The organism is Rheinheimera sp. 1928-s (assembly GCF_029269265.1).
Taxonomy (GTDB): domain Bacteria; phylum Pseudomonadota; class Gammaproteobacteria; order Enterobacterales; family Alteromonadaceae; genus Pararheinheimera.
Genome location: NZ_JARIXP010000001.1, coordinates 243,107 through 265,516 on the forward strand (window position 1 = coordinate 243,107; position 22,410 = coordinate 265,516).

19 protein-coding genes are annotated in these 22,410 nt (G+C 47.0%); 10 read left to right on the forward strand and 9 right to left on the reverse strand.

Annotation, left to right across the window (positions count from 1 at the left end; translation table 11 throughout):
* The first annotated feature begins 3 nt into the window (after positions 1-3).
* The 4 genes from P3C17_RS01105 (at position 4) to P3C17_RS01120 (ending at position 5,681) form a co-directional block, all read left to right on the forward strand.
* Complete coding sequence (locus tag P3C17_RS01105; RefSeq protein ID WP_300927716.1) at positions 4-3,012, forward strand: TonB-dependent receptor; 3,009 nt, start codon at positions 4-6, stop codon at positions 3,010-3,012.
* A 254-nt stretch (positions 3,013-3,266) separates the two neighbouring features.
* Positions 3,267-3,812 carry a hypothetical protein gene (locus P3C17_RS01110; protein ID WP_300927717.1) on the forward strand — a complete coding sequence of 182 codons (546 nt, stop codon included), beginning with the start codon at positions 3,267-3,269 and terminating at the stop codon, positions 3,810-3,812.
* 299 nt (positions 3,813-4,111) lie between these two features.
* Positions 4,112-4,402 (forward strand): helix-turn-helix transcriptional regulator, encoded by a 291-nt coding sequence (locus P3C17_RS01115; RefSeq protein ID WP_300927718.1) that lies wholly within the window; start codon positions 4,112-4,114, stop codon positions 4,400-4,402.
* On the forward strand, positions 4,392-5,681 hold the full coding sequence (locus tag P3C17_RS01120) for a type II toxin-antitoxin system HipA family toxin (RefSeq protein ID WP_300927719.1): 1,290 nt from the start codon (positions 4,392-4,394) through the stop codon (positions 5,679-5,681). The genes P3C17_RS01115 and P3C17_RS01120 overlap by 11 nt, the downstream gene beginning before the upstream one ends.
* Positions 5,682-5,741: 60 nt before the next feature.
* On the opposite strand, the gene P3C17_RS01125 is transcribed toward P3C17_RS01120, so the two are convergent.
* Positions 5,742-6,014, reverse strand: a complete 273-nt coding sequence (locus P3C17_RS01125; RefSeq protein WP_233007539.1) for a DUF3297 family protein — start codon at positions 6,012-6,014, stop codon at positions 5,742-5,744.
* Positions 6,015-6,292: 278 nt separating this feature from the next.
* Here P3C17_RS01125 and P3C17_RS01130 point away from each other — a divergent pair, with 278 nt between their 5' ends.
* The 6 genes from P3C17_RS01130 (at position 6,293) to P3C17_RS01155 (ending at position 14,899) form a co-directional block, all read left to right on the forward strand.
* The gene (locus tag P3C17_RS01130; protein ID WP_300927720.1) at positions 6,293-6,763 is read left to right on the forward strand and encodes an FKBP-type peptidyl-prolyl cis-trans isomerase; all 471 of its coding nucleotides are present in this window, start codon (positions 6,293-6,295) and stop codon (positions 6,761-6,763) included.
* A 170-nt stretch (positions 6,764-6,933) separates the two neighbouring features.
* Complete coding sequence (locus tag P3C17_RS01135; protein WP_300927721.1) at positions 6,934-7,761, forward strand: RES family NAD+ phosphorylase; 828 nt, start codon at positions 6,934-6,936, stop codon at positions 7,759-7,761.
* A 175-nt stretch (positions 7,762-7,936) separates the two neighbouring features.
* Positions 7,937-10,639: a TonB-dependent receptor gene (locus P3C17_RS01140; protein WP_300927722.1), complete on the forward strand. Its 2,703-nt coding sequence runs from the start codon at positions 7,937-7,939 to the stop codon at positions 10,637-10,639.
* Between the two features lie 106 nt (positions 10,640-10,745).
* On the forward strand, positions 10,746-12,218 hold the full coding sequence (locus P3C17_RS01145) for a phosphoesterase (RefSeq protein WP_300927723.1): 1,473 nt from the start codon (positions 10,746-10,748) through the stop codon (positions 12,216-12,218).
* A 110-nt stretch (positions 12,219-12,328) separates the two neighbouring features.
* Positions 12,329-13,396 carry a helix-turn-helix domain-containing protein gene (locus P3C17_RS01150; RefSeq protein ID WP_300927724.1) on the forward strand — a complete coding sequence of 356 codons (1,068 nt, stop codon included), beginning with the start codon at positions 12,329-12,331 and terminating at the stop codon, positions 13,394-13,396.
* A 108-nt stretch (positions 13,397-13,504) separates the two neighbouring features.
* On the forward strand, positions 13,505-14,899 hold the full coding sequence (locus tag P3C17_RS01155; RefSeq protein ID WP_300927725.1) for an amidohydrolase family protein: 1,395 nt from the start codon (positions 13,505-13,507) through the stop codon (positions 14,897-14,899).
* 14 nt (positions 14,900-14,913) lie between these two features.
* Here P3C17_RS01155 and P3C17_RS01160 read toward each other — a convergent pair whose 3' ends face one another.
* The 8 genes from P3C17_RS01160 to P3C17_RS01195 form a co-directional block, all read right to left on the reverse strand.
* Positions 14,914-15,273, reverse strand: a complete 360-nt coding sequence (locus tag P3C17_RS01160) for a VOC family protein (protein WP_300927726.1) — start codon at positions 15,271-15,273, stop codon at positions 14,914-14,916.
* An 18-nt stretch (positions 15,274-15,291) separates the two neighbouring features.
* The gene (locus P3C17_RS01165; protein WP_300927727.1) at positions 15,292-15,831 is read right to left on the reverse strand and encodes a DUF805 domain-containing protein; all 540 of its coding nucleotides are present in this window, start codon (positions 15,829-15,831) and stop codon (positions 15,292-15,294) included.
* Positions 15,832-15,952: 121 nt separating this feature from the next.
* Complete coding sequence (locus tag P3C17_RS01170) at positions 15,953-16,327, reverse strand: VOC family protein (RefSeq protein ID WP_300927728.1); 375 nt, start codon at positions 16,325-16,327, stop codon at positions 15,953-15,955.
* A gap of 30 nt (positions 16,328-16,357) precedes the next feature.
* Positions 16,358-16,789 (reverse strand): hypothetical protein, encoded by a 432-nt coding sequence (locus tag P3C17_RS01175; RefSeq protein ID WP_300927729.1) that lies wholly within the window; start codon positions 16,787-16,789, stop codon positions 16,358-16,360.
* A gap of 181 nt (positions 16,790-16,970) precedes the next feature.
* Entirely contained in the window at positions 16,971-17,345 is a 375-nt protein-coding gene (locus P3C17_RS01180) for a hypothetical protein (RefSeq protein ID WP_300927730.1), read from the reverse strand.
* Positions 17,346-17,363: 18 nt separating this feature from the next.
* Positions 17,364-17,912, reverse strand: a complete 549-nt coding sequence (locus P3C17_RS01185) for a DinB family protein (RefSeq protein WP_300927731.1) — start codon at positions 17,910-17,912, stop codon at positions 17,364-17,366.
* 100 nt (positions 17,913-18,012) lie between these two features.
* Positions 18,013-20,412 carry a zinc-dependent metalloprotease gene (locus tag P3C17_RS01190; RefSeq protein ID WP_300927732.1) on the reverse strand — a complete coding sequence of 800 codons (2,400 nt, stop codon included), beginning with the start codon at positions 20,410-20,412 and terminating at the stop codon, positions 18,013-18,015.
* 28 nt (positions 20,413-20,440) lie between these two features.
* Positions 20,441-22,237, reverse strand: coding sequence for a DUF885 domain-containing protein (locus P3C17_RS01195; protein ID WP_300927733.1), 1,797 nt, complete (start codon positions 22,235-22,237; stop codon positions 20,441-20,443).
* Positions 22,238-22,410 lie beyond the last annotated feature (173 nt).

Genomic DNA, 22,410 nt, shown 5'->3' on the forward strand with positions numbered 1-22,410 from the left:
GTTGTGTGGTTCCGACCTGAACTCTGTCTGGTTTTTTTCTTGCTGTTGTGCTGTTGCCAAAGCCCTATAGCATGGGCTGCTGCACAGCAGAAGCCTGAGCAGCATCAGTTCTACAATCTTCCTGCCCAGCCTTTATCCGCTGCTTTGCTGCAATTTGCCCGCACTGTGAATCAGCCGTTAGTGTACGATCCGGCCCTGCTTGAAGGGCTGGCCGCTCCTGCTGTGGTGGGTGAGTTTTCAGCCACAGAGCTATTAAACCAGCTGTTAGCGCAGCACCCTTTAGAGGCCATTCCCCGCGCCAAAGGCTGGCTGATTAAAACCAAAGCTGTGACAGCGAAAGCTGAAGTCGCAGCGCCAATTGCTGTCACTGCAAGCAAGGCCCCTGCAGCACCTGTAGAAGTGATAGCTGTACGCTCCAGCTCACTAGCGCAACAACAGGATCGTGCTACAACGCTGTTACCTTCGGCTAAAACTTTAAAACGCCAAGCCATGGTCCGGCAGGATTCTCTGGTGGCAGAAGACATTACCCACTTTCCCGCCCTGAACTTAGCCAATTCATTACTGCGGATCCCTGGTATTACCATTAACAGAGAGTGGGGCGAAGGTCGGCAAATTTCTTTGCGGGGTTTAAGTGCTGATTTTACCCGCGTGCAAGTGAATGGTATGGAAGCTCTAGGGACTTCTTCTTCACCTATGGATGCGCGTGGTGCTGTGTCCAGAACCCGGGCTTTTGACTTTAATATTTTTGCCTCTGAGCTGTTTAACCAGATTGATGTGAAAAAGTCTTTTTCTGCGGATCAGGAAGAGGGTGGTATAGCGGGCACTGTTGATTTACACACCGCCAAGCCTTTTGACTATGACGGCGCAAAAACCAGTATTTCTGCTCAGTTGGGCAGCAACAGCAACACCCAAAGTACAGATCCTCGTTTTTCTGCCTTGTTCTCGCACCTCTGGTCAGATGTTGGCGCTTTGGTTTCTGTCACGCACAGCATTCGATCCACCAACGAATATGGCAGCAATACCACGCGTTGGCGGCGCGAAAGTGGCAAACAAGCAACAGACAGTAGCAATACAGAACTGCAAAATTTGCTGGATTCAGGCGAGTTGTGGTTTCCACGTGGCCAGCGTTTTTCGGTCTGGGAAAATGAGCAAAATCGCTTAGGGATCACAGGCGCTTTGCAATACAAACCCAATCCGGATTTCAGTCTGGTGCTGGATTGGATGCACGGCAGGCTGGAAAACCAGTTGTCCGAACATCATATGGCGGTGAAAGACAATAACCTGGTGAACTCTCTGATCTGGCGTGAAAGCGCGACAGGAGACAAAGAGGTTGTTTACGCCAGTTACCAAAATGCCAGTTGGCGTAATGAAAACCGCGAAGATTATAACGAGTCGGTGTTTGATCAAATCAGCTTAGCCGCAGAATGGGCGGCAACTGCTGATCTAAGCATCAAGGCTATGCTGGGGCATAGTTCATCCGACTACCGCCAGCCCCGCCTTTTGAAGCTGAATATCGAAGCTAAACATAAAGCTAACATCATCACCGACTTCACTCAGGACGCTTTTTATGGACGTAGTTATTCGCCGGATTTTGACGTAGCGGCTATCGAAGGCTACAGAGTGAGAGATCTGTTTTTTCAGTCGAACTTTATCTATTCCAGCTTCGACAATGCCAAGCTGAATGTTGATTACCGCTTAAGCGACAGCAAAGCGCTGCTTTTTGGTGTGCATCATAAAAAGTTCAGCAATTCAGGTTTTGAGCAAGAAGCCAGTGGTTTTCCGTTGAACAGTGCTACGCCAGCCAATCAGGGCATGCTAAGCCTAACGCCTGAGCGGGTGCAGCTTTACAGGGGGCATCCGGGCCAAAGCTGGCTGCAAGGCAATATAGCTGCAGTGCAGAGTTTTTATGGCCTGAGCGATTTTGTGTTAACAGAGGCTAATACCATCAACAGCTCGGTTTATGATTTAAAAGAACAAACCAATGCAGTTTACCTGCTGTACCACAGCGACTATCAGCTGGCCGATTCGCCTTTACGCTCCAGCCTTGGCTTGCGTTTTTTCGATACTCAAATGAGCTCAGAAGGTTTTGCTGAAATGCAGCCCACCGGCATCAAGCGGCGGTATTCAGGTTATTTACCCAGCCTGGATTTAGCCTATGAGTTCGCTGACGACCTGATTTGGCGCACAGGCCTGAGTAAAAATATGACTCGCCCGGCGCTAAGCGCTATGGCGTTTTCGGTCAATGTCAGCCAAACCTCGCTCGGCGAAAACGATATAGGCCAAATTTCAACAGGCAACCCAGAGCTGCAACCCTATGGATCCGACAACTTCGATATGGCGCTGGAGTGGTATTTTGAACAGGCAGGTTTGGCATCTGTAGCGGTGTTTTACAAAAATATTGATCACTTTATTGTGACTAAAACCCAGCAAAGGTTATACAGCGAACTTGGGCTGCCTGCGTCTTTATTGCCAGCAGGAAAAACGGTCAACGATATCTTTAATGTATCGTCGCCGCAAAACTCAGACTCGTCCAGTATTCGGGGCTTTGAGCTGGCGCTACAACGTGATCTGGATTTCCTGCCTGCGCCTTTTGATCATTTGGGTTTGATAGCCAACTACACCTGGGCTGATGGCACCACTTTGTATCCAAACGTAGAGAACTCAGGCGAAGATCAGCGAAAAGCTTTTCCGGGCTTGTCGAAACAAAGCTATAACCTGACGTTGTATTACGAAACCCAAGGTTGGGGAGCACGTATAGCGACAGCCTACAGAGACAAGTACATCACAGGAGTGGAAAGTGGCTCCATCGACGATGATGAACGCGGTTATCACGCCACCACCCATCTCGATTTTTCAGCCTATTACCGGCTAAACCAGCATATCAAACTAAACCTTGAAGCCATCAACCTGACCAATGTGCGCGACGAGTTATACAGCGACTCCAGCAACAGAGCCTACAACAGCACCTACAGCGGCCGCACTTATATGTTTGGGGTTACGGCGGAGTTTTGATGGCTGGTCGTCTCGATTAAACAACTAACAAACCTATTCAATTTTTAATAGCCGTGTGGCAAATCCTCTTGCAGGCATAATGTTATTTTAAACATTATTGTCACAAACAAAATGATGCAGTTGATTTGATGTAATTTTAAGGTTATTTTCGAAGCGTAAAAATCATGGAAGATTGCAAATGTATCTGGAACTGTTGAGTTCTTTGCATTCTTTTAAGTCATTGCATTTAACTTACTTTTTTCGGAGCCATTTTAATGAAACAGTATCTGCTTGCACTTTCTGTTCTTACCCTTACAGCTTGTTCAACCTTTACTCCACAACGTTACAGCATTTCAGCCGATAACAACGTCGCTTTAAAGTCTATGGGCGTTAGCAATATAGGTGTTGGATCATTTACAGGACCAGCATCATTTGATCGTGCATGCAGAGGTGCGGGCCCAATAGCCCCACCAGATAACATGAGTTTCGAAGCTTATATTCAAAAAGCACTTTCAGATGAACTGAAAGTAGCAGGCATGTTTGACGACAAAGCACCAAATACTACGCTTTCAGGTATTGTTGAACAACTGAGCTTTTCATCGTCACGTGGGCTAACCGGCGGTGAATGGATAATAAACTTACGAGTTAATTCATCAAACGGGAAATCAATATCTGTTTCAGAGCATTATTTATTCGAGAGTGGTTTTATTGCTGACACAGCTTGTAAACAAACAGCTGAGGCCTATCTTCCGGCAGTACAAAATTTAATAGGCAAGTTGGTTAAATCTCCTGAGTTCAAATCACTTCTAGTGGCGATCTAACGACTATCCTCACTGACCCTGCGTAAAGAAGCGCAGGGCGGTGAATTCAAACTTTTAGAGCCTGCCGCTTATTTTCTATAACTGCCTCGAGATCAGGCGACCATAAAATGGTTTCACTTATCACTGAAAGACAAGCCTTCAGCACAAGCAGCACTTATGCTCGGGGTTGCCGCTGAGTTTTAAACTTAAAGAGGACGCTTCAAAGGAACTGAGTTGTTTTACAGTGGTGGACATTGCTGTATCCATAAATGCATATAATGAACTACAATGGATATTATAGTGTCCATTGTGAGGTTGCCATGAAGTATCTGTTGCTTGCTGAAAATGATGTGCAAAAGGCTTTTTCTGAACATTTGCGCAAACTAAGGCAACAAGCCAAACTCTCCCGGCTGGAGTTAGCAGAGCGCAGTACTGTGCCGGCTGCAACCATCAAAAAATTTGAGCTGACAGGGCAAATTTCATTTCGCCAGTTGCTTCTGCTCTGGCAGACGCTGGATGACTTAAAGCGCCTTTATGGATTAACTCAACAACAAGCCCAAAGCCTGACAGCTCCGCAATCTATTGAGGAGGTGTTGAGAGATGGCCTTTAAACCTGTTCAAAAACTGCATGTGTCCCGCACGCTGGAGTCAGGTCAAAAAGTGTCGGTTGGTGTGCTTGCCCAAAACCGGCAAGGCGTGTTTTTTCAGTATGATCAGGACTATTTGAGCCAGTTTGAAAACCTGTCGCCTTTTGTCATCCACTTTAATTCTGCAGTGCAACAAGCGCCAAAAACGCCACATGGCGGCATACATGGCGTATTTGCCGACGCCTTGCCTGATGGCTGGGGATTGTTACTGCAGGATCGTGTTTTTCGCCGTCACGGCATCTTACCCGCAACTATTACAGTCATGGACAGGTTGGCTTTTGTTGGTGATTCCGCTCTTGGCGCTTTATCCTTCAGCCCAGGTTCTGACTATATAGAAGAATCAGCGGCAGACATTAGTCTGGACAGTTTGGGGCTGAATGCTCAGGCGATTTTTGATGGGCAAACTGAAGAGGTATTAAGCGCATTAATTGCTGCTGGCAGTGCCGGTGGAGCAAGACCCAAAGCACAACTTTATTTCCAGGGCGACAACTACAGGGTATGCCGGACCACACCTATAGCCAATGATTATGCATGGTTAGTCAAATTTACCTCTGCCAATTTAGCCTTGGGCCATGAAGAGGGCTTATGCGAAGCCGCTTATTTAACCCTGGCAGAGCGGGCAGGGCTAATGCCTCCAGAGTGGAAGTTATTAAATGCGCCTAAAGGGTCGGGGGCGACTAAATGGCTTGCAGTGAAGCGTTTTGATTACATCAATAACCCGGATGGAAGCAGCGGAAGGCGTCACCTGCATAGTGCCTGTGGTCTGCTGGATGCTGATTTTCAGGTACCAAGTTTAGATTACGAAGACCTGATTAAAGCGACCCGTATTTTATGTAAATCGCCCGCTGCAGGCCAACTGCAATTTAAAAGGGCTATGTTTAACTTACTGTTCTGCAATCAGGATGATCACAGTAAAAACTGGGCTTTTATGCAAAAAGACAGTGGGGAATGGCAACCAGCACCCTTTTATGATGTCACTTTTAGTCCAAATCCTTTTGGCGAGCATGCCACTTCTTTTTGTGGTTTCGGCAAGCAACCACCCCTCAAAGCCCTGCAAAAACTGGCTGAAGCAGCAGGCTTTGCGCGTTGGTCAGTTGCAGAACAATTGATCAGGGAACTGATGGATCTTGTATCAGGTTTTAATCAGGTGGCTAATGAATTAGCGATCAAACCTCAGACTAGTGCTTTAATCACTGCACAGATAAGCAGTTCGCGACAGCATCTGGCCGGTATTCTTGGTTAAGCGTAGGGGCAGGGTTTATCCCTGCCCGTCTTGCATCCAAACGAAATTAAAGCGACAGCTTTAACTAGCTTCGGTATAAAAAGCTTCTACTTTGCCTTTTAAAGTCATCAGTAAAGGCTGGCCACGACGGTCCAACGCTTTGGCCGCTGCCACTTTCACCCAACCTTCGCTGATGCAATACTCTTCCACGTCAAAACGCTGTTTGCCGTTCAGGCGAATACCCACGTCATGTTCAAAAATTGCCGCTACATAATGCGGGCTACGTGGGTTGGTGCAAAGGCGATCCGGTAAATCCGGGCGTGCTGCTGTGTCTTGAGTGCTAGTGTCTGTCATGGCTCTGGCCTGTAATAAATAAAACGTGCGCCATTGTAGGCAAAGCCAGCAGTGGGCTCAAGAGCGGCGGCCAGAAACAAAGAAAAACAAAAAGAAACAAAGAAAAATGGAAGACTTTTGCCGCAAGACCGGTTTCTATCGAGGTGTGGTAGGCTGCACTCGACGCGAAGCGTCAGTGCAACAATCCAGAACCCACAACCCACAATCACCTCATCTTTGACCAAAACCAACATTAACAATAAGATGGCTGTTACCTAGCTAAATTAACCGGACTCACCATGAAAATTGCTTTAATTGTTTTAGTTCTCGCTTGTGTCGCTTATTACTTCTACAACAGCGCCAGTTCTAAAAAAGCCGCTCTGCTGAACCATGAAAAAGGCAGCGCATTTTTAGCTGAAAACTCTAAAAAAGAGGGTGTAAAAACCACAGCTTCAGGCCTGCAGTATGAGGTTTTACAAAGTGGCAATGGCGAAACCCATCCAAGCGCCAGCAGCACAGTACGAGTGCATTACCATGGCACGCTTACCGATGGCACAGTGTTCGACTCATCAGTTGAGCGCGACGAAACCATCTCTTTCCCATTAAACCGCGTTATTCCAGGCTGGACCGAAGGCTTGCAACTGATGAAAGTGGGCGATAAATTCCGCTTTTTTATCCCATCAGGCTTGGGTTATGGCAACCGCAGCGCAGGCAAAATCCCGCCAGGTTCAGTGCTGATTTTTGATGTGGAATTGTTTGAAATCCAATGAAGCATGTGAGGCAGGTTTTGCCTCACTGCTTTAGTTATTTTTCCTTATTTGCGTTTGGTTTGACGTTGATTAACTTTTAAATTATTGATTTTTAATCCTAAGTGTTGGAGCCGTGAAGCTAACAGCTTGTGCAGGTGAAAATCAGTCTTTGAGTATTGGATTTAAAAATTATGGAAGAACCTCTTAAGCTAATTGAACTAAATTACCTTGACCGATTCAGGCAACACCTGATGGCAGACGATTCGCCTGAATCTGTAGAAAGGCACCTTAGGTGGTATTTAGAGTTCTTTGGAGGGTTGAATATAAGATTCGGCTATGACAGGCCAATTGTAAGGGCAAGAATATGCGCTGACTCAAGTGGTTTTAGTCACATTAGCGAGTTGTTTTGTCCACCACCGGAAATTACTAATGTAGGACGAATGAACGATAAAGGTAATCCAATGTTTTATGCTGCTTATCACATTGGAACCGCGATTGCTGAGATTAATGCTAAAGAGGGAGATATAGTTCAAGTTGCTCAGTTTCAGTTGCCAGAGACATCAGAGAGAGGTCTCAGGTGTTTGATAATTGGTGAGATATACAACGCTTATCACGGGACGAGCACATTTTCGCAATCTTTATTCGATGAAATTCGTAAGCTAATTGAAAGGCTCGGAAAGAAAAATATTCGTGCACTACTTTCCTACTTGTATATGGATGCTCTATCTTCGGAGTTGCTAAATGATGTTTCAGCATCCAAAAAGGATTACATTTACTCAAGAACTTTAAGTCGACTTTTATTGGAAAAGCACCCAGATATCGATGGGTTGATATTTCCAAGTGCAAAGATAAAAGGAACGTCGAATATAGTGTTACGTCCAGGAGCCGTTTTGCATAAAGCAAAAGTAGTTTCAAGTCATATTTTTAGAATATCTAAGTTGTATCCATATGGGCTATGTGATTTTGAGCTTATAAAAGAAGCGAAAGGAGAGGGAATTGACGGTCGAATTATATGGTGAATAAAACTTGCAGAGAAACCAACATACCACTAGCTATTACCCCCACTGTAAAAAAACCTTCATAAAATTCTCTGTCCATAAATCACTGGTCGTTGCTCTTTAGGGGGACTGCTGCGCATTTGCGCCTGGCAGATTTACTTAATCAGCTTAACTAACCAGGAATAATGGATTAATTATGAAGACGAATCTTCGCAAGAGTCATCTGGCTTTGGCCGTTCTGGCTGCACTTCCGGCTTTTTACAGCCCTGTATTGCTGGCCCAATCTGCTACGGAAACTGCTGCGGCAGAAACTGAAGTTATTGAAGTCAAGGGTTTTCGCAGCTCCATTATCAAAGCCAAAGATCTGAAGCGTGAAGCCATGATCGCTCAGGATTCGATAGTGGCGGAAGATATTGCGGATTTCCCGGATTTAAACCTGGCCGACTCATTACAGCGTGTGCCTGGTGTCACTATTACTCGTGAAGGTGGTGAAGGCCGGCAGATTTCTTTGCGTGGTTTAGGCCCTGATTTTACCCGTGTTCAGGTGAATGGCATGGAAGCTTTAGGCACGTCGTCTTCGCCTATGGATGCGCGTGGTGCTGTGTCCCGTACCCGGGCTTTTGACTTTAATATTTTTGCCTCTGAGCTGTTTAACCAGATTGATGTAAAAAAATCCTTTTCTGCCGATCAGGAAGAAGGGGGCATAGCTGGTACTGTCAATTTACGTACCGCCAAACCTTTTGATTATGACGGCGCTCAGGCAGCTGTTTCCGCTCAGGTAGGCACCAACAGCAATACCGACAGCACAGACCCTCGTATCGCGGCTTTATTGTCTAATACCTGGTCGAATTTTGGTGCGCTTGTGTCTGTGGCGTATAGCGACAGAGCCACGAACGAATACGGCACTAATACCACGCGCTGGCGCCGTGAAGGTGGCAAAAAAGCTGCCGATGCCAGCAATACTGAACTCCAGGCAGAGCTGGATTCAGGCGAATTATGGTTTCCTCGTGGTCACCGTTATTCGGTCTGGGAAAATGATCAAAACCGTTTAGGTATTACTGCTGCTTTGCAGTACAAACCCAATCAGGATTTCAGTCTGGTGCTTGATTTAATGCACGGCAAACTGGAAAACCAGTTGTCTGAGCATCATATGGCGGTAAAAGATAACTCTGTGGTCAACGACTTAGTCTGGCGCGAGAAAAACGGCGAAAAAGAAGTGATTTATGCCGATTATAAAAATGCGACCTGGCGTAATGAAAACCGTCAGGATTACAACGACTCGGTATTTAATCAGGTCAGTTTAACGGCCGACTGGACTTTAACTGACGACTTAACAATGAGCGCCATGCTTGGCCACAGTTCGTCAGATTATGAGCAACCGAGAGTCAATAAACTGAATATCGAAGCCAGTAAAAAAGTGAATATTATTACTGATTTCACTCAGGACGCTTTTTATGGTCAGAGTTATTCACCTGACTTTGATGTGGCCGCTCTGGATGGTTACACAGTCAAAGACTTGTACTTTCAGTCGAACTTTATTTACTCCGATTTTGACAATGCCAAACTGGATTTTGAGTACCACTTAACCGACAGCTCGAGCCTGAAATTTGGTGCGAATCATAAGAAATTTACTAACTCAGGTTTTGAACGTGTGGCGCAGAATTTTCCAACCAATGCAGCTACACCACAAAATCAGGGCGTAAAAACGCTGACGGCAGAGCAGGTGCAGGTGTTTAACGGTCATCCGGATCAAAGCTGGTTACAAGGTGATATGGCGGCTTTGCAGGCTTTTTATGGTCTGACGAACTTTGCCTTAACGGATGAACATACAATAGAAAGCTCAGCCTATGATATAGCGGAAGAAACCCAAGCCGCTTATCTGGTGTACGACACCGAATATGATGTGGCTGGTATGCCGCTTCGTGCCAATATAGGCGTGCGTTACTTCACTACAGAGCTAAGCTCAAAAGGTTTGTCGAAAGGCATTCCAACGCAGATGGTGCGTGATTACTCAGACTATTTGCCTAGCCTGAACATTGCTTATGAATTTGCCGAAGATGTCATTTGGCGTACCGGCCTGAGCAAAAACATGACCCGTCCTTCGTTAGGTTCTTTGGCCTTTTCGGCCAACGTCAGCCAAACCTCTTTAGGCGAAAACGATATAGGTCAGATTTCAGTGGGTAACCCTCACCTGAAACCTTTTGAATCCAATAACTTTGATACCGCAGTCGAATGGTATTTTGAAGATATAGGTCTGGCTTCAGTGGCGCTGTTTTACAAAGACATTGATAATTTTATTGTTACTGAAACTCAGCAGATCGTGTACAGCGAATTAGGCCTGCCTGCACAGTTATTGCCTGTAGGTAAAACTGTGGATGATATTTTTAACGTATCGTCGCCACAAAACTCTGACTCATCCAGCATCAAAGGTTTTGAACTGGCGATGCAACGCGACCTGGATTTCCTGCCAGCGCCATTTAATAACCTGGGCGTGATCGCCAACTACACCTGGGCAGATGGCAATACTTTGTATCGCAACGTCGAAAACTCAGGTGAAGATCAGGTGAAACCTTTTGCTGGTTTGTCGAAGCAGAGCTACAACTTCACGCTGTATTATGAAACAGAACAGTGGGGTGGCCGTGTGGCAGCCGCTTATCGCAGCGACTACATCACAGGTGTGGAAAGTGGTTCTATCGACGATGACGAACGGGGTTACCATGCCACTACTCACGTGGACTTCTCAGCGTTTTACCGCTTAAGCGAGCATGTAAAACTGAATATTGAAGCCATGAACCTGACCAATGTGCGTGACGAGTTGTATAGCGATTCCAACGACAGAGCGTACAACACGACCTTTAGTGGACGGACTTATATGGCCGGGGTGACAGTGCAGTTTTAATCCTGCGTTTTAGCTGTCTAGTTTGATTGTAGTAAGAAAAAAGCCCTGATTCGGTTGAGTCAGGGTTTTGCTTTAACCCGAGTTTCTTAGCAGTAAGGTGTAGTGAGTGAGAACTTTTGTAGTGAATAAAAAGCAGATTGGCCTGGCTGCTGTAGTGACTTTGCTCATGGCGTCATGCCAGCAGGTTCAGCTGGAACAAAAACCAGACCAAGGCAAAAGCTGGCTGGCCGGTGATCACCATGTGCATACCCATTACAGCGTGAAATGGGATAACTCAGTGTTTCCGCCCACGCCCATTATTGGGGGAGATGCCAAATATTCAACAGCACTGAATGCGCAAATGGCCGCACATTATGGTTTAAGCTGGATGGTGGTGACAGACCACGGCGGGCCAAATCGTGCCAAACTTGCGTTGGAGCAGGCGTACCCTGAACTTGTGGCTTCACGTAAAGCTTTACCGCAGATTCTGCAATTTTATGGTATGGAGTTTGATGTACCGGGCAATAGCCCTGGTGGGCGTCATGCCAGTTTTATTATGCCGCACCGGCCAACAGAAGCAGAGCAGCTGTACCAGATAGAAAGCCGCTACAACGGCCGTCAGGGCGTACCACCTGGGCCGGAAAAAGCTGAAGATGCTTTTATGCTGCAGGCGCTTAAAGCCATGAACGAACTACCTGATAAACCTCTGCTGCTGGTGAATCATCCGGCGCGTTTAGCCACTGGTTTTCGGCAGTACAATAAAGTGACTCCAGAGCAACTACGAGACTGGCAGGACACAGCTCCGGATGTAGTGATTGGTATGACAGGCGCTGAAGGTCATCAGGCTGCAACCTTAAATCCGGATGGCAGTTCAGACCCAACCGCCATTCGCGGCGAATACCCCCATTACCCAACTATGGGCGGTTATGACCAGATGACAGCCCGTTTAGGTGGGGTTTGGGATAGTTTACTCAGCGAAGGTCGACACTGGTGGGTAACAGGGGTGTCCGACAGTCATGGTCATTACACAGACGGTTGGGCTGATTTCTGGCCAGGCCAATACGCCAAAACTTATGTTTATGCCGATAAAAACTACGACAGTATTTTTGCAGCACTGAAAGCCGGGCAAGTTTTTGTGACCACTGGCGATTTAATAGATGCATTGTTTGTTGAAGTGGCAGTAAAAAACTCAGCTAATACCGCCACAGCGGGCCAGACATTAACGGTCTCAGCAGATGATGAGCTGGTGCTGCGAGTGCGTTTTCGTGACTCCAACAGCAACAACGGCGGCGGTTTTAACCCCCAAGTACAACGAGTGGATGTGATTCAGGGTTTTATCAAAAGCCCAACCTCCGAGCGAAATAGCGACGAAGCACCAGATACCAAAATAGCCAAACGTTTTTATCCAACCGACTGGACTATCAAAGACGGCTATAGCCAGTTTGAACTGCCGCTTGGCAAAGTCCGCACCAGTCAGTACCTGCGCTTGCGTGGCACTAATAATAAAAACGAACTGGAGCCAGAGCCTGATGCCAAAGGCGAAAACCCATGGTTTGATTTATGGTTTTACAGTAATCCGGTGTTTATTAAGCTGCAATAACCTTCGCTTACCAGCAGTGAGCTGAGGTTTTTGATAGCGACAGTTGGGGCTAAGTCGTATTATCTGCTCTGTTTATTTTTGTATGCTACATCTGAAAGAGAGCAGACGTTGTGATTTCAGTGGTGAATTTAATTCAAGCGGCTTTACTGGCTGTGGCTTTATTAGGCCTGTGTTTGCTTAGTGGAAAAAAACAGCATCAGGGCTTTATCGGCTTATTGCTGTTGGTTGTATTGCTCTGCGTTTTTAATTTGCTGGAAGAAACTAACCTGACTCGTGATCTTTATCTGGTCACGCCGGTTTTTGTTTTGGGCTTGGGGCCAGCCTTTTATCTGGCCGTTAAATCGGCTTTTACCAGCAGACTTGAATGGCAAGATGCTCTGCATTTTTTACCTATGCTGGCCTTATTGCCTTTAGCTCAACAGCAACCCCAATGGGTGATTGCCATTGGCACTGTATGGCGTTTGGGCTATGCGCTGTTAACCTTCCGCCTGGTCTGGCAATTTAACCAATTGCTCAGACAGCAACGTTCTGACGCAGAGGAGTTATCTTTTGGCTGGTTTGCTTGGGTATTAGCTGTGCAGACTCTGGTCAGTATGCTGGATTTGCTGCGTCTGAATATGCAACCTGCTTTGGGTCAGCTGTTGAACCAGACAGGGCAGGGAGTGAGTACCGCTATCACTTTGGTGTTATTGGCTTATCTGATTGTGAAGCTGGTCAAAACCCCGGTGGATTTAGCCAGTTTAAGTCTGGTTTGGCAAAGTGAACACAGTTCAGACGAGCAAAGCCTGGCAGTTTCCGGAGTAGAGCCCTCTCTGATTCGCAGTGAAAATGCTGCGGACTACAGCGGTATTTTTACTGAACTGGATCAGCAAATTCGCCAGCAGCAATGGTATACCCAGCCTCGTTTAAGTTTGGAGCAGTTATCCGAGCTGACAGGTTTGAACCCAAGAGATATTTCCCGTGCTATTAATCTGGTCGCTGGGCTTAACTTCAATGACTACATCAACCAGCTCAGAGTCAAACAAATACAAAGCCAAATTCAGCAACAGCCTGATACCTCTCTGCTGACCTTGGCGCTAAACGCTGGTTTTAACTCTAAATCCAGTTTTAATACCAGCTTCAGGCAGTGGGTAGGGTTAACTCCTTCGGCTTACCGCCAGCAACAATTGAATACCTGACTTCAGGTGCAGGATCTTGTTTTCACAAGGATAAAAACAAGATCCTGTACGACCTTCAGCGAAAAAAACATCAGCATCAACAGACCCGAATTACAGAGCGGAGCTGTGATGTTAAGAAACCTTGTGATAACCAAAACTGCTTTGTTTACCTTGGCCTTGAGCCTTCTCGTATTTTGTTTTTTATTCCCGGGTTGCAGCAGTATCAAACCTTTACCTGTTGCAGCTGTGGTGGTGATTGATCAGATCAATCTGATTGATGTGAAAAACCGGCAGGTGGTCAGGCAGCAACAAGTTGAGCTGAAAAACGGCAGAATTTCTGCTATTCGCCCAGCTGGAACCGCCATTGACGATGTAAATGCTGTGGTGATTGATGGTTTAAATGGTTACCTGACGCCTGGCCTTTTTGATATGCATGTGCATCTGTCTGATCCAGCAGCGCCGCAGCTGTCTTTATCGCATGGAGTCACTCATCTGCGTGTGATGCATGGCCTGCCGCAGCTTTTAAAGTGGCGGGACTCTATAGAGAAAAATGAAATGCTCGGCAGTAGTATGACGGTCAGCAGCCCTATCCTGAGTGCCACTAAAAGACCCACTACCATCTCAGTTACTGATGCAACAGAGGCCAAAGCCGCTGTGCGCAAAGCTTATACTGAAGGTTATGATCTGATCAAAGCTTATGGCGATTTATCAGCACAAAGCCTGAGTGCTGTTTTAACAGAAGCTGCTGCTTTGGGCATACCAGTGGCGAAACATGGCCCACATCCGTCAGGTGCTATGCCTTGGCAGGAGTTGGCTGCTATGCAGTCGTTAGAGCATGTGGAAGATATTTATCAGGGGCCTTTGCATTACCAACAGGATTTAGCTGCTCTGCAAGAGGTTATCGAACAACTGAAACTACTTCAGGTGCCCATTACTCCAACTCTGAATATATTCTGGCAGCTGAACGCCATCAGTCGTGATAAAGAGACATTCTTAGCCACTTTACCCCAGGACTATATTTCCCCGCTGATCGCTTTTGAGCAGCGGCATAATCAGGTTCAGCGCTGGCTACAAAGCACGGACAAGATGGCTACACACAATGCTCAAACTTTGCAGTTTCTAGTACAAATCACCCGTCAGTTGCATCAGGCAGGAGTGCCATTGCTGGTTGGTTCTGATGCCGGAGCCTTGTTGTCACCCCATGGTTTGGCCACTCATACCGAAATGCAGTTGCTGCAACAAGCTGGTCTGGATAGCTTTGCTGTATTGCATGCAGCCACCATAGCACCAGCAAAAGCGCTTGGTTTGGCAGAGCAGGCAGCCCAAATTCGTCCAGGCTATAAAGCAGATTTTATCTACAGCAAAGAAAACCCAATCATAGAGTTATCAGTATTGCGTGAGCCTGATGCGGTGATGAAATCTGGTCGCTGGTATAACGAAGAACAGCTGAAAGAGCTGCGCCAGCAAGCCATTAACGGGCGCAGTCTGGGACAAGAGTTGTGGTTGATCCTGAGCAATTATTAATCACATGAAGTGTTTTACACCTGACTTTCAGACCAAACCGCAAATTCATTGCCGCTGGGTTCGGTAAAGTGGAAACGGCAGCCGCCCGGGAAGTCAAAAATGGCTTTGATGATAGTGCCGCCATGTTGCTGTACTTTGGCTAAAGTGGCCTTGATATCGGCACTGTAAAACACCAATAAAGCGGCGCCTGTTGCACTGGTGGAGCTTTGTTCTGAACGGAAAAATCCGCCATCCAGGCCTTGATCGGAAAAGGCGACATAATCCGGGCCGTAGTCGGTAAAACTCCAGTTAAATGCCGCGCTGAAAAATGCTTTGGTGGCGGCTAAATCTTTGGCTGGGAATTCGACGTAGTTTAATTTTCCATCTTGATTCATGGGTGCTTTTCCTTATTTTCAAATACTGCCCGTGTTTTGTTCTGGTAATTTGGCAGGTTGAGCCATGAAATACCAGACCACCACCACACCAAAAGGCACCAGATACATCAGTTGCCACCAGACACTTTGCCCAGCGTCATTTAATCTGCGCGAACCGACGGCTAAAAAAGGCACCAGCATAAGCACAGTGACAAATGTTCTTAAAGTAGGGCTGATAATTTCGGCCAGAGCACTGACCAGCAGTACAAAAACTAAAAACCACCCGTATTGATAACGACTGGCTGTGCCGGAAAAATCTGCGAACTGCAGAAAACAATCTTTGATCACTGTAAGTGGATTGGGCGCTTCAACGTCCGAAGTTTCAGTGTTTAGGATCAGGACGCTGGCATCTACTACAAATACCGCCGCTAATGCCCGCACTGATTCAATGGATGCGTTACCTGTATTTTCCAGCCGCTGAATGGTGCGCAGGTTCAGGCCACAGGCTGCTGCCAGTTGCTCTTGTGACCACTGTTTGTCGGCTCTTAGTTTTTTAATCAGTTCTGCATTAATTTTCATGGTTTGAATACTTTGAATTTACCAATAGACGCAAAGATAACCTAAACAATGGCTACAGGTTACGGCAATACCGCGACAGCTTTACGACAGCAGCTTAGCAGTGCCTTTGCTGCTGATCTTTTCAGCGCTTTTCTTCCATCAGGCCAATCAGGTTGCCGTCCGGGTCTTTCAGAAAACCAATCCATAGCTGATGATCCGGCATTTGCGCGGCAAATTGTGGTGCTCTTTCAGCAAAAGCGCCACGTTGCAGCGCTGTCGCATAAAACTGTTCTATATCTGTCGTTTTAAAATAAGGGATAGAGTTTTTGCCAATTTCGCCAGCACCTTGTGGCTGGCTCAGCATCAAACGGGTGTCGCCACATTGAACAAAGGCTAGCTGTTCGGTCGGAGCAAACAGAAACTGCAGCCCAAGCACCTGAGTATAAAATGGCAGCGCAAGCTGCACATCTTTGACTGTGATGGCAAGCTGACCTAATCCAATGATTTTATGTTCCACAACCAGCTCCTGTTCTTTGTTTTAACCTTATCACCATTGAGTTCTTTCTGGCTGGATCCGCCGTGCAAGCAAAATACCCAGCCAGGCCATTGGCAAATAAGCCATCACCAAATCCAGTGCAATAAACCAGGTTGGAGCTGGGATCATAAAACTTGCTGCTATGCCGCCACAAAGAAAAAATAGGCCAATCACATAAGCAAAACGGCTTTTATGACTGGCAGCCGTGAGGTAAGCGACCAAAGCGCCGGCCAGGGTGCCAAGGGCATGCGCCAGAAAAGGCATAATAAAATGTTTGGGTTGAAATAAGTCGATGCCCAAACTCAGGCTTTCGGTGTTCGTTACATCAACGCCTGCAGGTGGAGGAATAAGCATAGGGCTGATACTGATAAGCGCCATATTCACAGCAGCGCCCACTATTACACCTAAAAGGATAGCTGCCAGATTTCGAACCAGATTAAGCATGATGATGCTCCACTGAGGTTTGTTTAGCATTTAAGTTAGATGAGTTAAGGCTGCTAATCAATGACAATCCCTGTCGTACTTGAAGTCGCTACTTTGTTGACGGCCGTCGGTACTGATCTGAAATATCAGACGGGCAGGGACAAGCCCAGTCCCTACAATCCCCAATAGCTTTAGGGGCTAACTAGAGTCCGACAGCCGCATAAATCAAGGCAAAAGATAGGCCGACAGAAACCGCACCTATTAAGCGGAAGTAGTTTCTGCAACTATTCGCGGACTGAACTGCAAATTTTTTATGTAGTCTTGGAGGTGTTAAAGCTAAGCCAGTGCCAACTAATAACAACACTAAACCTATGACTTGAAATAGCAAAGGGAACTGAGTGTCTGCGGCATAAGCCACAAAAATGCCACCGGCAATCAGTCTGCTGATGATTTCAAAAGGATGAAAATAAGGCCGCTCGCTAAAGCTGATAATGCCTTGGGCAAAAGCATCTGGCCTGAACAGCATCATCAGGCTAAAGAGCAACATCAGCACTCCAAAAGCAGCAATAAAATACATCAGAGCGCTCCGCTGGTTTCAGAGATTATCGGCTGGCTCGTTATCAATAAGCATCAATAAATCCGTGACTCCGACATCCAGGCCCATTTGCGAAAATAAGGTTGTTAGTTGGCCGCGGTGATGAGTCTGGTGATTAAACAGATGCTGCAGTAAAGACGAAAACGGCTTGCGCATCAGCTCGCCTTTCATGTTTTTGTAAGATAAAACTTGCTGCAAATGTTGCTCATTCAGTTCGGCAGATAAACTTAAAAGCAGCTCATCAAGTTGCTTGCGGGCACCATGCAGCTGATTAAAATCCGCATACAACAGTTGATCGAGCTCTACAGGCACTGGGAAATTACTCAGTTGCTGCAACACCGAAGGCGGTATGGCAAGCTGCCGATATCTGTTCAGCCAGATTAAATCGGCCACCAGTAAGTGATTTAGAATGCCCGCAACAGAACCAAAAAATGCGCCTCTGTTTTGCAACAGTTCATCTGGATTGAGTGCAGATGCCAGCTCATACAGCTTGTTGTTCATCCACTGGTTGTAGCGGGCAAGCAAGTTGAAGTTGTGTTGTAATGACATAGAAAGCCCTCTTAAAGCTGACGTCAGACTCTATTGTTTTTCTTCTATTTAATCATAGTACAGAGCCAATTAAGGCTCTGCACCAGGTATCTGAAGCAGGTTAAATAGGTGAGCCTGGAGGCAGAGCTTTTGGCACAAAAAGTGGCGTCCACACACCGGTTTCAGTGAAACTTTGCCATAAAGTGAGTTGCAACTGATGGCCGTCGTTATCCTGCTTTTTCAGCCAGTTCGCCAGATTCACCAGTCGTTGTTGCAAAGTGGCTCTGGCTTCAGGCGCCAGTTCTTTGGCCGTCAGAGCCTGCATTAACTGATAAAAGGCCACATGCGATACCCGCTGCTGCAGTAATCCGGCCTTAGCGGATAAAGGTTTTTGCCGGATAGTGGCGGCTATCACTTTATCCAGCAGATCGCCCAGCTGTTGCTGGCCACTTAAACGGTTTAAGCGTTGTGGGTGCAATAACAGGTTAAGGGTCTGGTTGGCTGCTGCTTCGGCTGCTGATAAGGGGTCAAAGGCCAGACCATAACGGCCCTGAAAGCTTTCGCGGCCGTCGTTGTCACCATAAGCTTTAGGCGGAATTAAAGCTTCCAACTGGTCGGGTAACGCCAGATAGTCCGGGCTTAATGTGGTCAGTAAGGCTTGTAATGCTTGCTGTTGAGTGTCACGACTAACCCAACGAAAGCCTTTAGGGCTGTCGTAATCACCTTTGAGTTCATACTCATAATAAGCGCCACCTATCAGTTTACTGACAGCCTCTACCTGATAACGTTGCAGCAGGTAAATCGGCACTAAGGCTTCCTGAATAGCCGATAGCGGCTGGCCTGTGGTGATGTTATTCAGACCAAATTGTGCCAATGCCGTTTTGCGTACTTCAGCCAGCCGGTTCAGCTCGGCGACTGCATCACTGCCATTGTCCCATAAATGGCCAATGGCGCTGACGCCACCAGCAGGCCGTGCATCTTCATCAGCCATATACTGCAGGCCTTGTTGTTTGGCTTTAGATACCAGCTGAGTTAGCTCGTTGGCCGAATAATCACCATAGCCATAAGCAATGGCGTACAGGTCCCACTCTCCCAAACCCTCACGGTAGGCGTTGTCCAGACTGAGTTTGTTATTTCGCAGGTCGATCTGAGGATGTGGATAATCCATTACAGTAGATCGGCCATTCGCACTGCCGGCAAAGTTATGAATTAGCCCTAGGGTATGGCCCACTTCGTGCGCTGACAGCTGACGAATACGCGCCAGCGCCATGGCTTTTTCTTTTTCAGTGTTTATGTTATTGCCCTGATAAGGCGCGGTCAGGCCTGTGGCGATCAGAAAATCCTGCCGTACCCTTAAAGAACCAAGCGTCACATGGCCTTTAAGGATTTCACCTGTGCGTGGGTCTGTCACGCTTGCGCCATAAGACCAGCCTCGACTGGCGCGGTGCACCCACTGGATCACGTTGTAACGCACGTCCATAGGGTCGGCATCTGCAGGTAAGTCTTTCACCTGAAACGCATTTTTATAACCGATTTTTTCATAGGCGCTGTTCCACCACAAAGCACCTTCTTTCAACGCACTGCGCACAGGTTCAGGCACACCAGGGTCCAGATAATAAACAATAGGTTCAACTGCTTCGCTCATCGCAGCGCCTGGTTGTTTTTTCTCTAGCCGATGCCGTGGCAACAGGCGTTGAGTGATGGGGCTGTCAAAGTGGGTACCGTAATCCATGTACTCCACTTTCCAGTAGCCTGAGTAAGGATGAAAAGTACGGCTTTGATAACCTTGTTCCGGCAGAGCTATTAACGAATGATGCAAATGTACTGTGATAGCGTCTGGCGATGGCGTGACCTGTTTAACCCAGTCGCCTGTTGCGCTGCCCGCGTAAGTCACCATGGCTTCGAGTTCAGTGTTCTGGACAAAAGCTTTGCTGCGCTCAAGATAAACACCGCTGCGGTTGGGGTCTGCTGAGTAGCTGCCTTGTTTTTGTGTTTCCAGCGTTTTACCGACCTGATGGATATCGCTAAGTAAAAAGGCGGTGTAGTCCACCAGCACAGCATTGCCGTCGCTGGCGACCACAGGCAAACCCGCCAGTACTGAACTGGCAAAAGCTTCATCCACACTCTGGCGTTCTGCGCTGTTGGTTGAGGTGGCACGGTAATAGGTATTCAGCTGCTTTAGCATCACCTTATTGCCGAATTGTTCAAACTGTACCAGTCGGGTATCACCCAGCTGGCCTCTGTCTAAACCAATATCGTTTGAACCAATACCCCGGGGTAATGAGCTTTGAAAAATAAAAGGCTGAGCCAGCTTGTCGACCAGCAGATAAAGCTTGCCGCTATTGACTTGATAGTAAAAGTCAAAATAGCCCTGTTTGTGGATCATACCTTGGGTAAAACTTTTGATTGAAGAGGGCTGATTTTTTGTTGCAACTTGGGTTGCCGCTGGATCGGGCTGTTGCAAAGCAGCAACTAAGCCAGGCGCCAGCAATAACAGGCTAAACAAACTGACAATTTTCATTTTTCTTCCTTTTTATTTTGTTCAGGCATTAGTGAGCTACGCTGGCGTTTTTCCCTGCAGTTGCAATAAAACGATCCATTTCTGCTTCCAGAATTTCCAGTGGCAATGCGCCATTGGCTAACAGGGCATCGTGAAAAGCGCGCAGGTCAAATTGCTTACCCAGTTTTTGTTCTGCTTTGGCGCGCAATTGGCGGATTTTAATTTCACCCATCTTGTACGACAGCGCCTGACCTGGCCATGAAATATATCTGTCTACTTCAGCTCTTACATTAGCTTGTGATAAAGAGGTGTTGTCGGACAGATAATCCAGCGCTTGTTGGCGGCTCCAGCCCTGGGAGTGAATACCTGTGTCTATTACCAAACGGCAAGCGCGCCACATTTCATAACTCAGGCGGCCAAATTGCTGATAGGCATTTTCATATACACCCATTTCCACACCTAGCCGCTCGGCATATAAACCCCAGCCTTCGCCATAGGCACTTAAATACAGGTTACGACGAAATTGCGGTACGTTCTCCAGCTCTTGTGACAACGCATTTTGTAAATGGTGGCCAGGCACAGATTCGTGCAAAGTCAGCGCCACCAGTTCATACAATGGCCGCTGATCCAGTGAATCTGTGTTCAGCCAATAAGCGCCGCCACGGATGCCACCAATAGCTGCGGGGTTATAAGAGGCAGTAGTGTAGTTGGGGGCTATTTCGGCTGGAACCGGCACTACACCATAAGGCAGGCGTGGCAATTTGCCGAAAAATTCTGGCAGCCGGTAATCAATACGTTTGGCGATATAGGAGGCTTCTTTTAATAGTTCCAGCGGTGTTTTGGCATAAAACTGTGGATCAGTGCGCAGAAACTGAGTGAAGTCGCTGAAGCTGCCTTTAAAGCCGGTTTCTTTAATCAGTGCATCCATTTCGGCGCGGATACGTTTTACTTCTGCAAGGCCAGTTTTGTGGATTTCTGCAGGGTCCATATCCAAAGTGACATAAGTATTGATGGTATGACGGTAATAAGCCTTACCTTCTGGTAATTGTTCTGCCGCCAGACTCTCTGTTGCGGCCTGCATATAGTCGCCTTCAAGGAAGTCAGCTAAGCGGGCAAAAGCTGGCAAAGCGACCTGCTGAATAGCCTTCTTGGCGGCATTTTGTAATTGCTGTTGCTCGCTTTGAGAAAACGCCGCTGGCAGTGTTTCAAAAGGTTCATACAGGCTGCTTTGTGTTGGATCGCTATAAACTTGAGCCCGCACTGTAGGGGCTATACCCTGAACGACAATTTTAGGTAAGACAAAGCCGTCTTTAATACCTGTGCGCATATTGGCCATGTTCTCGTCAAAGTAACGGCCAAAGTCGTTGATTCGGGCTATGTAATCCTGATAATCCGCTACTTTGGGCATAGACAGGCCATTGCTGGCATCCAAAGCCGCGCTCCAGAAACTGTAAAAGGTATTGGCCGGAATACGGTCAAGGAACAGCTGGTTTGATTGAATAGAATTACGCAGCACCCAGCCCAGCAGCTGATGATTGACTCTGTCTGAGTCTGTTAGTTGTTGTGGTTCAATGGCTTGCAGACGTTGCAGTAAAGCTTGTTCAGCCTTCAGTCGACGAGCACGATCTGTGGCTGTCACACCAGGCAAGCGATTGTTGTAGCCTGCTAAACCCATGCGGCCTGCACTGATAGGATCTTCCTGCAGGCTGTATTGCCAATGGTCATCTATAACTTTTTTCAGTTGCTCTGTTGCAGTGGCAGCTAAAGCGGCAGGCGTCAGCCACAACAGCGTCAGACTCAGCAGGGAATGAGTAAAAAAAGACAATAATTTGCGGGACCTTAACACGGGTTTCTCCAGACTGATCAATAAGCTGAGTTGTATATCCTCACCTTAGCATGGCCTCTTTATCTGTTGGCAACTTCTAACCCGCCATTTAAGCGCCACACCGCATTCTGTTTAAATCAATGCAGGCTTTCATATACTGAGTTTGATACTCGGAGTTCGATAGGCTGTGCCAA

Excerpts from the sequence above, each read along its gene's own strand:
- P3C17_RS01110 (WP_300927717.1), top strand. The coding sequence starts at position 3,267 with ATGAAACAGTATCTGCTTGCACTTTCTGTTCTTACCCTTACAGCTTGT.
- P3C17_RS01115 (WP_300927718.1), top strand. The coding sequence starts at position 4,112 with ATGAAGTATCTGTTGCTTGCTGAAAATGATGTGCAAAAGGCTTTTTCT.
- P3C17_RS01120 (WP_300927719.1), top strand. The coding sequence starts at position 4,392 with ATGGCCTTTAAACCTGTTCAAAAACTGCATGTGTCCCGCACGCTGGAG.
- P3C17_RS01125 (WP_233007539.1), bottom strand. The coding sequence starts at position 6,014 with ATGACAGACACTAGCACTCAAGACACAGCAGCACGCCCGGATTTACCG.
- P3C17_RS01130 (WP_300927720.1), top strand. The coding sequence starts at position 6,293 with ATGAAAATTGCTTTAATTGTTTTAGTTCTCGCTTGTGTCGCTTATTAC.
- P3C17_RS01135 (WP_300927721.1), top strand. The coding sequence starts at position 6,934 with ATGGAAGAACCTCTTAAGCTAATTGAACTAAATTACCTTGACCGATTC.
- P3C17_RS01140 (WP_300927722.1), top strand. The coding sequence starts at position 7,937 with ATGAAGACGAATCTTCGCAAGAGTCATCTGGCTTTGGCCGTTCTGGCT.
- P3C17_RS01155 (WP_300927725.1), top strand. The coding sequence starts at position 13,505 with ATGTTAAGAAACCTTGTGATAACCAAAACTGCTTTGTTTACCTTGGCC.
- P3C17_RS01160 (WP_300927726.1), bottom strand. The coding sequence starts at position 15,273 with ATGAATCAAGATGGAAAATTAAACTACGTCGAATTCCCAGCCAAAGAT.
- P3C17_RS01165 (WP_300927727.1), bottom strand. The coding sequence starts at position 15,831 with ATGAAAATTAATGCAGAACTGATTAAAAAACTAAGAGCCGACAAACAG.
- P3C17_RS01175 (WP_300927729.1), bottom strand. The coding sequence starts at position 16,789 with ATGCTTAATCTGGTTCGAAATCTGGCAGCTATCCTTTTAGGTGTAATA.
- P3C17_RS01180 (WP_300927730.1), bottom strand. The coding sequence starts at position 17,345 with ATGTATTTTATTGCTGCTTTTGGAGTGCTGATGTTGCTCTTTAGCCTG.
- P3C17_RS01185 (WP_300927731.1), bottom strand. The coding sequence starts at position 17,912 with ATGTCATTACAACACAACTTCAACTTGCTTGCCCGCTACAACCAGTGG.
- P3C17_RS01190 (WP_300927732.1), bottom strand. The coding sequence starts at position 20,412 with ATGAAAATTGTCAGTTTGTTTAGCCTGTTATTGCTGGCGCCTGGCTTA.